This window comes from Agrobacterium vitis (genome assembly GCF_037039395.1).
GTDB lineage: Bacteria > Pseudomonadota > Alphaproteobacteria > Rhizobiales > Rhizobiaceae > Allorhizobium > Allorhizobium vitis_E.
Genome location: NZ_CP146242.1, coordinates 203,509 through 217,770, shown reverse-complemented (window position 1 = coordinate 217,770; position 14,262 = coordinate 203,509). Strand labels below are relative to the sequence as shown.

Annotated in this window: 13 protein-coding genes; 12 read left to right on the top strand and 1 reads right to left on the bottom strand. The window is 57.6% G+C overall.

The window, feature by feature from the left end; all coding sequences use genetic code 11:
* Window positions 1-35: 35 nt before the first annotated feature.
* The 12 genes from V6582_RS03570 to mce all read left to right on the top strand — a co-directional run bounded on the left by V6582_RS03570 (window position 36) and on the right by mce (window position 13,771).
* Window positions 36-767, top strand: a complete 732-nt coding sequence (locus V6582_RS03570; protein WP_156633408.1) for a 5' DNA nuclease — start codon at window positions 36-38, stop codon at window positions 765-767.
* A 282-nt stretch (window positions 768-1,049) separates the two neighbouring features.
* Window positions 1,050-3,131 (top strand): NADH-quinone oxidoreductase subunit NuoG, encoded by a 2,082-nt coding sequence (gene nuoG / locus V6582_RS03565; RefSeq protein WP_156633409.1) that lies wholly within the window; start codon window positions 1,050-1,052, stop codon window positions 3,129-3,131.
* Window positions 3,132-3,143: 12 nt separating this feature from the next.
* Window positions 3,144-4,187, top strand: a complete 1,044-nt coding sequence (gene nuoH / locus V6582_RS03560) for an NADH-quinone oxidoreductase subunit NuoH (protein WP_156633410.1) — start codon at window positions 3,144-3,146, stop codon at window positions 4,185-4,187.
* Between the two features lie 40 nt (window positions 4,188-4,227).
* Window positions 4,228-4,719 (top strand): NADH-quinone oxidoreductase subunit NuoI, encoded by a 492-nt coding sequence (nuoI, locus tag V6582_RS03555; RefSeq protein ID WP_015915657.1) that lies wholly within the window; start codon window positions 4,228-4,230, stop codon window positions 4,717-4,719.
* A 155-nt stretch (window positions 4,720-4,874) separates the two neighbouring features.
* Window positions 4,875-5,489 (top strand): NADH-quinone oxidoreductase subunit J, encoded by a 615-nt coding sequence (locus V6582_RS03550; protein ID WP_156633411.1) that lies wholly within the window; start codon window positions 4,875-4,877, stop codon window positions 5,487-5,489.
* 32 nt (window positions 5,490-5,521) lie between these two features.
* A complete protein-coding gene (gene nuoK / locus V6582_RS03545; RefSeq protein WP_015915659.1) occupies window positions 5,522-5,830 on the top strand; it encodes an NADH-quinone oxidoreductase subunit NuoK in 309 nt (102 codons plus the stop codon).
* 7 nt (window positions 5,831-5,837) lie between these two features.
* Window positions 5,838-7,829, top strand: a complete 1,992-nt coding sequence (nuoL, locus tag V6582_RS03540; protein WP_156633412.1) for an NADH-quinone oxidoreductase subunit L — start codon at window positions 5,838-5,840, stop codon at window positions 7,827-7,829.
* Entirely contained in the window at window positions 7,829-9,340 is a 1,512-nt protein-coding gene (locus V6582_RS03535) for an NADH-quinone oxidoreductase subunit M (RefSeq protein WP_156633413.1), read from the top strand. Before nuoL ends, V6582_RS03535 begins: the two co-directional genes overlap by 1 nt.
* A 17-nt stretch (window positions 9,341-9,357) precedes the next feature.
* Entirely contained in the window at window positions 9,358-10,797 is a 1,440-nt protein-coding gene (nuoN, locus tag V6582_RS03530; protein ID WP_156633414.1) for an NADH-quinone oxidoreductase subunit NuoN, read from the top strand.
* Window positions 10,794-11,582 carry a biotin--[acetyl-CoA-carboxylase] ligase gene (locus tag V6582_RS03525; protein ID WP_156633415.1) on the top strand — a complete coding sequence of 263 codons (789 nt, stop codon included), beginning with the start codon at window positions 10,794-10,796 and terminating at the stop codon, window positions 11,580-11,582. Before nuoN ends, V6582_RS03525 begins: the two co-directional genes overlap by 4 nt.
* Window positions 11,579-13,246, top strand: a complete 1,668-nt coding sequence (locus V6582_RS03520) for a ribonuclease J (RefSeq protein ID WP_156633416.1) — start codon at window positions 11,579-11,581, stop codon at window positions 13,244-13,246. Before V6582_RS03525 ends, V6582_RS03520 begins: the two co-directional genes overlap by 4 nt.
* A gap of 120 nt (window positions 13,247-13,366) precedes the next feature.
* The gene (gene mce / locus V6582_RS03515) at window positions 13,367-13,771 is read left to right on the top strand and encodes a methylmalonyl-CoA epimerase (RefSeq protein WP_156633417.1); all 405 of its coding nucleotides are present in this window, start codon (window positions 13,367-13,369) and stop codon (window positions 13,769-13,771) included.
* Window positions 13,772-13,801: 30 nt separating this feature from the next.
* On the opposite strand, the gene V6582_RS03510 is transcribed toward mce, so the two are convergent.
* Window positions 13,802-14,200, bottom strand: a complete 399-nt coding sequence (locus tag V6582_RS03510; protein WP_156633418.1) for a RidA family protein — start codon at window positions 14,198-14,200, stop codon at window positions 13,802-13,804.
* Between the last annotated feature and the right edge of the window lie 62 nt (window positions 14,201-14,262).

Here is a 14,262-nt window from a genome sequence, read left to right as displayed (position 1 = left end):
CGGTTATAATGGTGCCGAGTAACAAAGGTGATGCAATGGTTGAGGCTTCAAAACGGACGGGAACGGATGCATCGGCAAAGCCGGCTGACACCAGCCGCGGCGCTGAGATGGCCGGATCGTCATTGCATGCCTTGATGGCCAATCCGATGGCTGCCTTTGCGGCTGCCACGGTGCTGGGTTTCGGTTTTGCCACCCAGATGACCGGTGTGATGCTCGGTTCCATGCAGACGATGATGGACAAGCCTGCTCGTCGGACGAAGGAAGATGTGCTGGAAGATAAGCCTGAGGCTGTTCCCGCATCTGGTGCATCTGAGGTCAGCCTGAAGCCTGAAACGCAGGCGCCGAAATCAGTCGAGGCTCCGGTTTCGGATGCTGTGGCACTGCCCAAAGTGGCACCTGCGCGCCGTCCCGTTGCAAAAGCAAAGAGCAAGCCGCAGGCTGCTAAGCCGGTAAAAAGCCCGGCAGTGCGTTCGGCAAAAAAACCGATAGCCGCGCCTGTGACGCCTGTAGCGGAACCCGAAGTGAAGGCCGCGTCTGTTGCCGTCAAGCCTACCCGGCGGCGCGGCAAGAAGGTTGATCTGAAGGCAATCGGCGGTGTCGGGCCGAAGGTTCAGGAAATGCTCAGTAAACTGGGTGTTCATGGCCTTGATGATATCGCCACCTGGACGCCTGAAGATGCGGCACGGATTGATGCGGAGCTTGGTCTCGACGGTCGCATCCTGCGTGATGACTGGATCGGACAGGCCCGCAAGCTGACCGGTGCTTGATTAGGCGGATGTACCGGCGTCGGTTTAGGAATTGTGATTGAGATAGAATGTGTTACGACGTGTTTTGTGTCTCATGTATGAAGCACGGCACGGAAAAGATAGGCGAAGGCCTATTGGATGAATTGAGGGCGCTCTGCCGCCATGCATCCCATTTTGAATGATGGGATACAAAGCAGGCGAGCGGTCGAGAACTGAGACATGCGTAGCGGAAAATCCTGTGCGATTTTCCTGGCCGGACTGAACAAGCGGCGGCTGCGATGGACGTGAGACAGGAAGGCGAATATGGCAAAGCTGAAAGTCGACGGTAAGGAGATCGAGGTTCCCGATCATTTCACGCTGCTTCAGGCGTGCGAGGAAGCGGGTGCCGAAGTTCCGCGTTTTTGTTTCCACGAGCGGCTTTCGGTAGCCGGCAATTGCCGTATGTGCCTTGTCGAGGTGAAGGGCGGTCCGCCAAAGCCGGCAGCCTCATGCGCCATGGGCGTGCGCGATATCCGCGGTGGCCCGAATGGCGAGCTGCCGGAAGTCTATACCAATACGCCGATGGTCAAGAAGGCGCGCGAAGGGGTGATGGAGTTCCTCCTCATCAACCATCCGCTCGATTGTCCGATCTGCGACCAGGGCGGCGAATGCGACTTGCAGGACCAGGCCATGGCCTTCGGTATCGACAGTTCCCGCTATGGCGAGGACAAGCGTGCCGTCGAGGACAAATATATCGGACCGCTGGTCAAGACAGTGATGAACCGTTGCATCCACTGCACGCGCTGTGTCCGCTTCACCACCGAAGTGGCTGGCATTGCCGAACTTGGCCTGATCGGTCGCGGTGAAGATGCCGAAATCACCACCTATCTCGAACAGGCGATGACCTCGGAATTGCAGGGCAATGTTGTTGATCTCTGCCCGGTCGGCGCGCTGACGTCCAAGCCCTTCGCCTTCACGGCCCGTCCGTGGGAATTGGGCAAGACCGAATCGGTCGATGTGATGGATGCGCTCGGTTCGGCGATCCGCGTCGATACGCGCGGTCGTGAAGTGATGCGTGTCATGCCGCGCGTCAATGACAGCATCAATGAAGAGTGGATTTCCGATAAGAGCCGCTTCATCTGGGACGGATTGAAGACCCAGCGTCTGGACCGGCCTTATGTGCGGCGCAATGGACGTCTCCAGCCTGCAACCTGGCCGGAAGCCTTCGCCGAAATCAAGACAGCCGTTTCGGCCACCAATGGCTCGAAGATTGGCGCGATTGCTGGCGATCTGGCCTCGGTCGAGGAAATGTATGCGCTGAAGGAACTGCTGACCTCACTCGGTTCGACCAGCTACGATTGTCGCCAGGACGGCACGGCGCTCGATCCGGTTCTCGGACGTTCGTCCTATATCCTCAACTCGACCATCGAGGGCATCGAGGACGCCGACGCGCTGCTGTTGATCGGTTGCAATCCGCGCCTTGAAGCGGCGGTCATGAATGCGCGTATCCGCAAGCGGTGGCGCCGTGGTGGCTTCCCGATTGGCGTAATCGGCGAGAACGCCGACCTGCGCTATGACTATAGCTATCTGGGTGCGGGCACCGATACGCTTGCCGATCTGGCTTCTGGCAAGAACAGCTTCTTCGACGCATTGAAGACGGCGGCCAAGCCCTTGATCATCATCGGCCAGGGCGCCTTGATCCGTGGCGACAGCGCTGCCGTGCTGGCTCAGGTCGCAGCGCTTGCTGTTGCCGTCGGTGCTGTCAGCGAAGGCTGGAATGGCTTCGGTGTTCTGCATACCGCAGCCTCACGCGTCGGTGGCCTCGATCTCGGCTTTGTGCCGGGGCAGGGGGGCAAGACGGCTGCTGAAATGCCTGGTGCAATGGATGTTCTCTTCCTGCTTGGTGCCGATGAACTGGATCTGTCGGCCAAGACGGCCAAACTGACGATCTATATCGGTTCGCATGGCGATAACGGCGCCCAGAATGCCGATGTTATCTTGCCGGCTGCCGCCTATACGGAAAAGTCGGGCACCTGGGTGAATACGGAAGGTCGCGTCCAGCTTGGCAATCGCGCTGGTTTCGCGCCGGGCGAAGCCCGCGAGGACTGGGCTGTGCTGCGCGCGCTTTCGGACGTGCTCGGCAAGAAGCTGCCGTTCGATTCGCTGTCGCAACTGCGCCAGAAGCTCTATCAGGCCTATCCACATTTTGCCGCGCTGGACGAGATTGCCGTAGGCAATCCGGCGGAAATCGACGCCTTGGCGAAAAAAGGCGGGAACATGACCCAATCCGGGTTTGCGTCTCCGATCAAAGACTTCTATTTGACAAACCCGATTGCACGCGCGTCTGCGGTGATGGCCGAGTGTTCGGCATTGGCCCGCAATAATTTCAAGGCTGCGGCAGAGTAAGGGCAAGGGACCATGGACAGTTTCGTTTCTACCTATGTGTGGCCGGCGGCCATCATGATCGGCCAGTCCCTGCTGCTGCTGGTCTGCCTGCTGGTGTTCATTGCTTATATCCTGTTGGCAGACCGCAAGATCTGGGCAGCGGTGCAATTGCGCCGTGGTCCGAATGTGGTGGGCCCCTGGGGGCTTTTCCAGTCCTTCGCCGACCTTTTGAAATTCGTGTTCAAGGAGCCGATCATTCCGGCCGGCGCCAATAAGGGCGTTTTCCTGCTGGCGCCGCTTGTCGCCGTGACGCTGGCGCTGGCGACCTGGGCGGTTATTCCGCTCAACCAGGGCTGGGTGATTGCCAATATCAATGTCGGCATTCTCTATGTGTTTGCGATTTCCTCGTTGGAAGTCTACGGCATCATCATGGGGGGCTGGGCGTCCAACTCGAAATACCCATTCCTCGGTGCTCTGCGCTCGGCGGCGCAGATGGTCTCCTACGAAGTGTCGATCGGCTTTGTCATCGTCACTGTGCTGCTGTGTGCGGGATCTCTGAACCTCACCGACATCGTCAATTCCCAGAACCATGGTCTCGGCACGATGATGGGCATGCCGTCCTCGCTGCTGGACTGGCATTGGTTGTCGCTGTTTCCGATGTTCGTGATCTTCTTCATCTCGGCCCTGGCGGAAACCAATCGCCCCCCGTTCGACCTGCCGGAAGCGGAATCCGAACTGGTTGCCGGCTTCATGGTGGAATATGGATCGACCCCTTACATGATGTTCATGCTGGGCGAGTATGCGGCCATCGTGCTGATGTGCGCGCTGACCACCATCCTGTTTCTGGGTGGCTGGTTGCCGCCGCTCGACATTGCCGTACTCAACTGGGTGCCGGGCATTATCTGGTTCATCCTCAAGGCGACGCTGGTGTTCTTCATGTTCGGCATCACCAAGGCGATCGTTCCACGCTACCGTTATGACCAGTTGATGCGCCTGGGCTGGAAAGTGTTCCTGCCGCTGTCGCTGGCCATGGTGGTTATTGTTGCATTCGTGTTGAAACTGGGGGGCTGGGCATGAGCCTTCACCCCGCAGATTTCGGCAGAATTGGAGTTTGAAGATGGCAAGTGTTTCCCAGGCTGTCCGCTCGCTGTTTCTGAAAGAGTTCGTCAACGCATTTTTCCTGTCGATGCGTTACTTTTTCAAGCAGAAGGCGACCGTGAACTATCCGTTTGAGAAAGGCCCTGTCAGCCCGCGCTTTCGCGGCGAGCATGCGTTGCGCCGTTATCCAAATGGGGAAGAGCGTTGCATTGCCTGCAAATTATGCGAGGCGATCTGTCCGGCCCAGGCGATCACCATCGAAGCCGGCCCGCGCCGCAACGATGGCACGCGCCGCACGGTTCGTTACGATATCGACATGGTAAAATGCATCTATTGCGGCTTCTGCCAGGAAGCCTGCCCGGTCGATGCGATCGTCGAAGGTCCGAATTTCGAATTCTCGACGGAATCACGCGAAGAACTCTATTTCGACAAGGCCAAGCTTCTGGCCAATGGAGATCGGTGGGAACGGGAAATTGCGCGCAATCTTGCGCAGGATGCTCCCTACCGCTGAGATCGTCTTTTGAGGAAACCGATGGCGGTTGGGCAAGATCCTGTCCGTCCCGGTTTGAAATTGAAACGAAATGCATGGCTGGCCCGGCCCGGGCCACTGGCATTTCATGGGACACGGCCGCGCCGCGCTCCTGAGGAAGATGAAAAGGCACCATCATGGGTCTTCAGGCAATCTTTTTCTACCTTTTCGCCTTTGTCGCGATTGCGTCGGCGTTCATGGTTATTTCGTCACGCAATCCGGTTCATTCGGTTTTGTTCCTCATCCTCACCTTCGTCAACGCGGCTGGTCTGTTCATGCTGACGGGCGCCGAGTTCCTGGCGATGATCCTGCTGGTCGTCTATGTCGGCGCGGTTGCGGTGCTCTTCCTGTTCGTGGTGATGATGCTGGACATCGACTTCACGGAATTGAGGGCAGGGGCTTCGAAATACGGTCCGCTAGCGGCCTTGATCGGCGCCATCGTTGCAGCTGAACTGATCTTCGTGATCGGCGGCTCAGTGATTTCGCCTGCGGCCAAGCAGGCGATCACCATGCCGATCCCGGCGCTGGCGGACCGTCAGAACACGGCGGCACTCGGCGATGTGCTCTATACCAATTATGTCTTCTTCTTCCAAATTGCCGGCCTTGTGCTGCTGGTGGCCATGATCGGCGCGATTGTGCTGACGCTGCGCCACCGCCAGCACATCAAGCGGCAGAATATTGCACACCAGGTTGCACGTGGACCGGCGACCGCCATCAAGGTGGTCAAGGTCAAGCCCGGCCAGGGCATCTGAGCTGAAGGCAAGGGATCTCAAGGAAACGAACAATGGAAATCGGACTTTCCCATTATCTCACCGTCAGCGCGATCCTGTTCATGCTGGGCGTCTTCGGTATCTTCCTCAACCGAAAGAACATCATCGTTATCCTGATGTCGGTGGAACTCATTCTTCTGGCGGTAAACGTCAACATGGTGGCCTTCTCGTCATTCCTCAATGACATCGTCGGCCAGGTTTTCGCGCTGTTTATCCTGACCGTCGCGGCTGCGGAAGCCGCGATCGGCCTTGCTATCCTCGTTGTCTTCTACCGCAACCGCGGATCGATCGCCGTTGAAGACGTCAACATGATGAAGGGCTGATACGGCTATGCTATTGTATAAGACAATCGTCTTTCTTCCGCTGCTTGGCGCGCTCATCGCCGGCCTGTTCGGTCGCCAGATCGGCGCCAAGGCATCGGAATTCATCACCACCGGCTTCATGGTGCTGACTGCTGCCCTGTCCTGGTACGTGTTCATTTCGGTCGGTTTCGGTCATTCGGAATTGATCAAGGTCCCTGTGCTGCGCTGGATCCAGGTCGGTGGCATCGACGTCGAATGGGCGTTGAGGATCGACACGCTGACAGCGGTCATGCTGGTCGTCATCAACAGCGTCTCGACGCTGGTTCATCTCTATTCCATCGGCTACATGCATCACGATCCGCATCGTCCGCGCTTCTTCAGCTATCTGTCGTTGTTTACCTTCGCAATGTTGATGCTGGTCACCTCAGACAATCTGCTGCAGATGTTCTTCGGCTGGGAAGGCGTCGGTCTGGCCTCTTATCTGCTGATCGGTTTCTGGTTCAAGAAACCTTCGGCAACGGCTGCGGCCATGAAAGCCTTCATCGTCAACCGTGTCGGCGACTTCGGCTTTATTCTCGGCATCGCCACGCTGTTCGTGCTGTTTGGCTCGATCAATTTCGAGACGATCTTCGCTTCGGCCCAGACATATCTGCCAGCCGAAGGCGCACCTGCCGGTGACGCTGTCATCAATCTGTTCGGTATGCATCTCGACAAGGGCCATGCGGTAACCGCAGCCTGCCTGCTGCTGTTCATGGGCGCCATGGGTAAGTCGGCACAGTTCCTGCTGCATACCTGGCTGCCGGATGCGATGGAGGGGCCGACACCGGTTTCGGCTCTGATCCACGCGGCAACCATGGTCACCGCTGGTGTCTTCCTCGTCGCCCGCATGTCGCCGGTCTTCGAATTGTCGCCGGATGCCCTGACGGTCGTCACCATCGTCGGTGCGATCACGGCCTTCTTTGCTGCAACTGTCGGTCTCGTGCAGAACGACATCAAGCGGGTGATTGCCTATTCGACCTGCTCGCAGCTTGGCTACATGTTCGTGGCGCTTGGCGTCGGTGCCTATGGCGCGGCCATTTTCCACCTGTTCACGCACGCTTTTTTCAAGGCCCTGTTGTTCCTTGGTGCCGGTTCGGTCATCCATGCCGTGGATGGCGAACAGGACATGCGTCACATGGGTGGCTTGCGCAAGCATATCCCAGTGACCTTCTGGGCGATGACCATCGGCAATCTGGCGCTGACAGGTGTCGGCATTCCGGGAACGATGATCGGTACGGCAGGCTTCTTCTCGAAGGATGCGATTATCGAATCCTCTTTTGCCGCGGGCACAGGCGTTTCAACCTTTGCCTTCGTGCTTCTGGTCATTGCCGCCCTGTTCACCAGCTTCTATTCCTGGCGCCTGGCGTTCATGACCTTCTTCGGCAAGCCGCGCGCCTCGCACGAAGTCATGCATCATGTGCATGAATCGCCTCAGGTCATGCTGGTGCCGCTTTACCTTCTGACCGCAGGAGCCTTGTTCGCAGGCTTTATCTTCCATGACTATTTCTTCGGCGAAGCTTATGCCGAGTTCTGGAAGGGCGCGCTGTTTACCGGTGCGCATAATGAAGTCCTCCACGAGGTCCATCACGTTCCGACCTGGGTGAAGCTCAGCCCGTTCGTTGCCATGCTCGTTGGTCTGGTCACGGCCTGGTACATGTATATCAAGTCGCCGGAAACACCGAAGAAGCTGGCGCAAAGCCAGTGGCTTCTCTACCAATTCCTGCTCAACAAGTGGTATTTCGACGAGCTCTATGACTTTCTCTTCGTACGCTCGGCCAAGGCTCTTGGACGGTTCCTGTGGAAGAAGGGCGATGTTGCCACCATTGATGCCTACGGCCCGAACGGCGTTGCCGCCGGGGTCGCAGGTCTGACGCAGCGGGTTGTCCGGCTGCAATCCGGCTATCTCTACCACTATGCGTTCGCAATGCTGCTTGGAATTGCAGCGCTTATTACCTGGATGATGCTCGGGAGTTCGATCTGATGACCGATTGGCCAATTCTTTCAACGGTCACCTTTCTGCCGCTAGTCGGGGTTGCCCTGCTGCTGCTGATGAATGGCGACACCCCATCCGGACGCCGGAACGTTCTCAACATTTCGTTGTTGACGACGGTCGCGACCTTCATTGTTTCGCTGTTCATCTGGATCGGCTTCGATAACGCCAATCCAGGCTTCCAGATGGTGGAAAATCATCCCTGGCTCGGCACCGGCATCGCCTATCACCTCGGCGTCGATGGCATTTCGATGCTGTTCGTGGTGTTGACGGCGTTTCTCATGCCATTCTGCGTGCTCGCCAGTTGGACCTCGGTCCAGAAGCGGATCAAGGAATACATGATCGCCTTCCTCATCCTTGAAGTGATGATGGTCGGCGTGTTCGTGTCGCTCGATATCGTGCTGTTCTACGTGTTCTTCGAAGCTGGCCTGATCCCGATGTTCATCATCATCGGTGTCTGGGGTGGCAAGGATCGCGTCTACGCTTCCTATAAGTTCTTCCTCTATACGCTGCTCGGCTCCGTGCTGATGATGCTGGCGATCATGGCGATGTACTGGGATGCCGGCACGACCGATATCGCAGCGCTTCTGGCTCATAAATTCCCGCCGCATCTGCAGATGGTGCTATGGCTGGCCTTCTTCGCCTCGTTTGCGGTGAAGATGCCGATGTGGCCTGTCCACACCTGGCTTCCCGACGCGCACGTCCAGGCGCCGACCGCTGGTTCGGTCATTCTTGCGGGCATCATGCTAAAGCTCGGTGGTTATGGGTTCATCCGCTTTTCGCTGGCGATGTTCCCGCTTGCCTCCGACTATTTCGCACCGGCGGTCTTTGCGCTCTCCGTTATTGCTATCATCTACACCTCGCTTGTGGCGCTGATGCAGGAGGATATGAAGAAGCTGATTGCCTATTCCTCCATTGCTCACATGGGCTATGTGACGATGGGTATCTTTGCTGCCAATACCCAAGGCTTGCAGGGTGCGGTTTTCCAGATGATCAGCCACGGCTTTGTCTCAAGCGCCCTGTTTCTCTGCGTCGGCGTGATCTATGACCGCATGCATACCCGCGAAATCGCCGCCTATGGCGGTCTCGCCAACAATATGCCGAAATACGCGCTGGCCTTCATGATTTTCACCATGGCCAATGTCGGCCTGCCTGGCACCTCGGGCTTTATCGGCGAATTCCTGACGCTGATCGGTGCATTCCGGGCCAATAGCTGGGTGGCATTGTTTGCCGCCACCGGCGTTATCCTGTCGGCGGCCTACGCGCTCTGGCTCTATCGCCGGGTCGTTTTCGGGGCGCTGGACAAGGAGAGCCTGAAAGCGCTTCTCGATCTGTCCTTCCGCGAAAAGGTCACGCTTTATCCGTTGATCGCGCTCACCATCCTGTTCGGCGTCTATCCGGCCCCGATCTTCGACGTGACAACGGCCTCGGTGGATGCGCTTTTGAATAACTACACCGCTGCTCTGCAGGCTGCGCAAAATGTTGCGCTCCTGGTGAACTGACGACAGGATCATTGGACATGAATGCTGAAACTCTCCTTGCAAGCCTGCATCTCGCCACGCCGGAGCTTCTGCTTGCGGTTGGCGCGCTGGTATTGCTGATGATCGGCGTGTTCACCAACAAGACCTCGTTGGTGACGGGCCTGGCGGTGGCGCTTCTCGCCGTTGCCTGCGCGTGGATCCTGTTGATGCCCGCCGATGGCGTCGCCTTCGGCGGTGCCTATATCTCCGACGGCTATGGCCGTTTCATGAAGGTCCTGGCCCTGATCGGTTCCATCACCACCATGGTGATGGCGTTCGGTCAGGCACGAGCCAACGATCTCGACAAGTTCGAGTTTCCGGTCTTGCTGGTGCTGGCGACCCTCGGCATTCTCTTGATGATCTCGGCCAATAGCCTGATCTCTCTTTATATGTCGCTGGAACTCCAGTCTCTGGCGCTCTACGTCATCGCCGCCATGAACCGCGACAGCGCGCGGTCTTCGGAAGCTGGCCTGAAATATTTCGTGCTTGGTGCCCTGTCGTCGGGCATGTTGCTCTACGGCATGTCTCTGGTCTACGGCTTTACCGGCAATGTCGAGTTCGACAAGATCGCTGCCGTCCTGGCCGCTGGTCACACCAATCTCGGACTTATTTTCGGTCTGGTCTTCGTGCTGGCCGGTCTTGCTTTCAAAATTTCTGCCGTGCCATTTCACATGTGGACACCGGATGTTTATGAAGGTGCGCCGACCCCCGTCACGGCCTTTCTTGCTGCCGCCCCAAAGGTGGGCGCCATGGCGATCCTGGTGCGCATCGTTATCGACGCCTTCCAGCCGATCACCGCCGAATGGCAGCAGATCGTCGTGTTCATCGCGATTGCCTCGATGGTTCTGGGCTCGGTTGCCGCCATCGGCCAGCGCAATATCAAGCGCCTGATGGCCTATTCCTCCATTGGTCATATGGGTTACGCTCTGGTCGGCCTGGCCGCTGGCTCCAAGCAGGGCATCGAGGGCGTTCTGCTCTATATGCTGATCTACCTGATCATGAATCTTGGTACTTTTGCCTGCATCATGGCTATGCGGACCAAGGAGGGCGAGGCGCTCGAAACAGTGGATGATCTGGCTGGTCTGTCGCAGACCCGTCCGTTCATGGCCTTCGTTCTGACGGCACTGATGTTTTCGTTGGCCGGCATTCCGCCGCTCGCTGGCTTCTTCGGGAAGTATTTCGTCTTCCTGGCCGCTATCGAGGCACATCTCTATGCCCTGGCGATCATCGGTGTTCTGGCCTCGGTTATCGGCGCCTACTACTACCTGCGCCTCGTCAAGGTCATGTGGTTCGACGATGCCAAGATCGAGTTTGCTGCGACGTCTGGCACGTTGCGGGTGGTCTTTGGCCTGTCCGGTCTGTTCGTCATTGCCTATGTGTTGATCGGCGGACCGATCGGCAGTGCGGCGTCGGCAGCGGCAGCGACCTTGTTCCGTTGAGCGACTATTCCACACATCGTCGGAAGGCGCTCGACGCCTTCCGACATATTGCACTGGACGAGGTGGATTCCACCAACCAGCAATGCCTGATCAGGGCCCGTGACGGTGATCCGGGAGATCTCTGGATCACGGCCAACCGCCAGACAGGCGGCCGAGGTCGTCGTGGCAGGCCTTGGGCCTCGGAGCCCGGCAATCTCTATAGTTCTCTTTTATTGATCGATCCGGCGCCTTTGGCCGATCTGGCTTCGCTGCCGCTGGCCGTGGCCGTGGCCGTGCATGATGCGATTGGCGTCGTGTTGCCGCCGGGTGCGCCGCCTTTGGAAATCAAATGGCCGAATGATGTGCTGATCGGTCGTGCCAAGACCTCCGGCATTCTGCTGGAAGCCGAGCGGACGCCGGATGGCCGCAACGCCCTGGTCATCGGTATCGGCATCAATCTTCGTTTCAAGCCCACTGAAACGCCGTATCCCACGGCTTCCCTCGCCGAGCATGGCGCAGCCGTTACACCTGATGAGCTTTTCACGCATCTTTTTGCCGCCATGGCCGATGCCCTGGCGCTTTGGGATCGGGGTCTCGGCGTCAAGGCAGTGATGCAGCGCTGGCGGCAGGTGGCGTGTGGGGTTGGTGAGAAAATCACCGTCAATCTCCCGGATCGGTCGATTTCCGGTGTGTTTTCAGGAATCGATGATAAAGGGATATTATTGCTCGACCGGGGCTCGCTAGGCATCACGCCAGTTGCGGCGGGAGATGTGTTTTTCGAGCCGAATGGGCCAAGGAAAGAATGACAAAGACAGACGAACTGGTATTTCTGCCGCTTGGCGGCGTAGGTGAAATTGGCATGAACCTGGCGCTTTACGGCTTTGGCCCGCCGAAGAACCGGGAATGGATCATGGTGGATTGCGGCGTGACCTTCCCTGGTCCCGATCTGCCGGGCGTGGATCTGGTTCTGCCTGACATCCGCTTCGTTCTCTCGCAGAAAAACAGGCTCAAGGCTATCTTCATCACCCACGCGCATGAAGATCATTATGGCGGATTGAACGATATCTGGCCGGGCCTGAATGTACCGGTCTATGCCTCGGGTTTTACCGCCGGCATGCTGGAAGCCAAGCGCAATTATGAGGGAACCCGGGCTGAAATTCCGGTAACGCCCTTCAAGCCAGGCGACAAGGTCCATGTCGGTCCTTTCGTTGTTGAGGCTTCGGATGTCAATCACTCGATTCCCGAGCCGATGTCGCTTGTTATTCGCACGCCGCTTGGCAATGTCATCCATACCGGTGACTGGAAGATCGATCATGCGCCGTCGCTTGGCCCGCTGACCGATGAGGCGCGGTTCCGCGCTCTTGGCGACGAGGGCGTGCTGGCGGTGATGTGCGATAGCACCAACGCGATGCGCGAGGGCGTTTCCCCCTCCGAGCAGGAAGTCTCGGAAGGATTGCGCAAGATCATCCAGACAGCGGAAGGGCGCGTCGCAATCACCACGTTTTCCTCCAATGTTGGACGTATCCGCTCGATTGCCAAGGCGGCCGAAGCTGCTGGGCGCGAAGTGCTGCTGCTGGGCAGTTCCTTGAAGCGGGTCGTGGGTGTGGCGCGCGATGTCGGGCTGATGGAAGGCGTACAGTCTTTTATCGCCGAGGACGAATATGGTTACATTCCCCGCGACAAGGTCGTGGTGATCCTGACTGGTAGCCAGGGTGAATCACGCGCGGCACTTGCCAAGCTGTCACGCGATGAAATGCGTAATGTGGCGCTGACCAAGGGCGACACGGTGGTTTTCTCGTCTCGCGCAATTCCGGGCAATGAAAAGCCGATCAACGATATCAAGAATGGTCTGATCGAGCAGGGCGTCACCATCGTTACCGATAGCGACGCGCTGGTACATGTCTCCGGTCATCCACGGCGCAACGAACTTTTGCAGATGTACCAATGGACGCGCCCGCAAATTCTTGTCCCTGTTCATGGTGAGGCGGCCCACCTGACGGCGCAGCAGAAACTGGCTCTGGAAGCCGGGATTGCGCAGGTGCCGAAAGTGCGCAATGGCGACATCCTGCGGCTGGCGCCAGGTCCTGCTGAAGTCATCGGTGAAGCGCCGTATGGCCGGGTCTTCAAGGATGGCAAACTGCTGGGCGATTTCGAGCAGATGGGCATTGGTGAGCGGCGTAAGCTGTCTTTTGCAGGCCATGTCTCGGTCAGCGTCCTCCTGGACGAACGCTTCGAGTTCCGCGACGATCCAGAAGTGGTTGCCCATGGCCTGCCAGCGGAAGATCTGGAAGGTGATGACATGGAGGACATTCTCTATGACGCCGTGCTGAGCGCCGTCGAGAGCATTCCGCGCACACGGCGCAAGGATCTTGGCGCCCTGCGTGAAAGTATTCGTCGCGCTGTGCGCTCTACGGCCAATGAATGCTGGGGCAAGAAGCCGGTCGTTACGGTTTTTGTGACCAAGGTCTGATTGCCGGAGCCGCTGGCAAGGGATATTTCTGGAGCCGGAATAGGTCAGTTATAAACAGACATGGAGCGCCATTCATCTCGTGATGATGGCGCTTTTTCTGCGCAGACATGGGAGAAGCGTATGCTGGGCCGGGTCAACCATATTGCCATCGCTGTGCCAGATCTTGGCTCTGCGGTGGAGACTTACGCTGACACGCTTGGCGCGACGGTTTCCGCTGCTCAAGCCTTGCCGGAGCATGGTGTGACGGTGGTTTTTGTCGAACTGCCAAATACCAAGGTCGAACTTCTGGAGCCGCTTGGCGATCATTCTCCGATCAAAGCCTTTCTGGAAAAATCACCCAATGGTGGCATGCACCATATTTGCTATGAGGTGGATGATATTTACGCCGCGCGAGACCGCCTGATTGCCAAAGGTGCCCGCGTTTTGGGAGATGGCGAGCCGAAAATCGGCGCGCATGGCAAGCCCGTGCTTTTTCTGCATCCCAAGGATTTTACTGGAACATTGATCGAACTCGAGCAACTTTAGCTCATCCCTGATCCCTTTGACTGTTCGGTTTCAATGAATTTTTGGAATACGGGCAATGACCTTTATTTCAAAATCGAAACCGGCAAGCCAGGTGACCCCAACAGCCGTCCAGTTCGGATAGGGTGCGCTGTGAAAGATCTCCTGCTTGACAGGCATTATGATTGGAAACTGGTGTTCGGGATCTGTGTGAAACGTCGTTACATCAACGATATCCTCTACGCCGCACCCCGCTGTACCCAAGACGGCCTTGAGATTTTCAAAAGCCAGTTGGACTTGACGCTTGAAATCGGGTTCAGGCGTTCCATCGTCACGGCTGCCGACCTGACCTGAGACAAACAACAGGTCGCCGGAGCGGATAGCGGCGGAATATCCGTGTTTTTCGTAAAGAGCATGTCGGTTGGCAGGAAAGATTGCTTCGTGTTCAGCCATTTTTCTCTCTTTTTTGGGGAGCGGATGACAATGCGAGTGGGTCCGCATGACATTTCAAAATG

Coding starts and splice junctions, on each gene's coding strand:
- V6582_RS03570 (WP_156633408.1), top strand. CDS start 36: ATGGTTGAGGCTTCAAAACGGACGGGAACGGATGCATCGGCAAAGCCG.
- nuoG (WP_156633409.1), top strand. CDS start 1,050: ATGGCAAAGCTGAAAGTCGACGGTAAGGAGATCGAGGTTCCCGATCAT.
- nuoH (WP_156633410.1), top strand. CDS start 3,144: ATGGACAGTTTCGTTTCTACCTATGTGTGGCCGGCGGCCATCATGATC.
- nuoI (WP_015915657.1), top strand. CDS start 4,228: ATGGCAAGTGTTTCCCAGGCTGTCCGCTCGCTGTTTCTGAAAGAGTTC.
- V6582_RS03550 (WP_156633411.1), top strand. CDS start 4,875: ATGGGTCTTCAGGCAATCTTTTTCTACCTTTTCGCCTTTGTCGCGATT.
- nuoK (WP_015915659.1), top strand. CDS start 5,522: ATGGAAATCGGACTTTCCCATTATCTCACCGTCAGCGCGATCCTGTTC.
- nuoL (WP_156633412.1), top strand. CDS start 5,838: ATGCTATTGTATAAGACAATCGTCTTTCTTCCGCTGCTTGGCGCGCTC.
- V6582_RS03535 (WP_156633413.1), top strand. CDS start 7,829: ATGACCGATTGGCCAATTCTTTCAACGGTCACCTTTCTGCCGCTAGTC.
- nuoN (WP_156633414.1), top strand. CDS start 9,358: ATGAATGCTGAAACTCTCCTTGCAAGCCTGCATCTCGCCACGCCGGAG.
- V6582_RS03520 (WP_156633416.1), top strand. CDS start 11,579: ATGACAAAGACAGACGAACTGGTATTTCTGCCGCTTGGCGGCGTAGGT.
- mce (WP_156633417.1), top strand. CDS start 13,367: ATGCTGGGCCGGGTCAACCATATTGCCATCGCTGTGCCAGATCTTGGC.
- V6582_RS03510 (WP_156633418.1), bottom strand. CDS start 14,200: ATGGCTGAACACGAAGCAATCTTTCCTGCCAACCGACATGCTCTTTAC.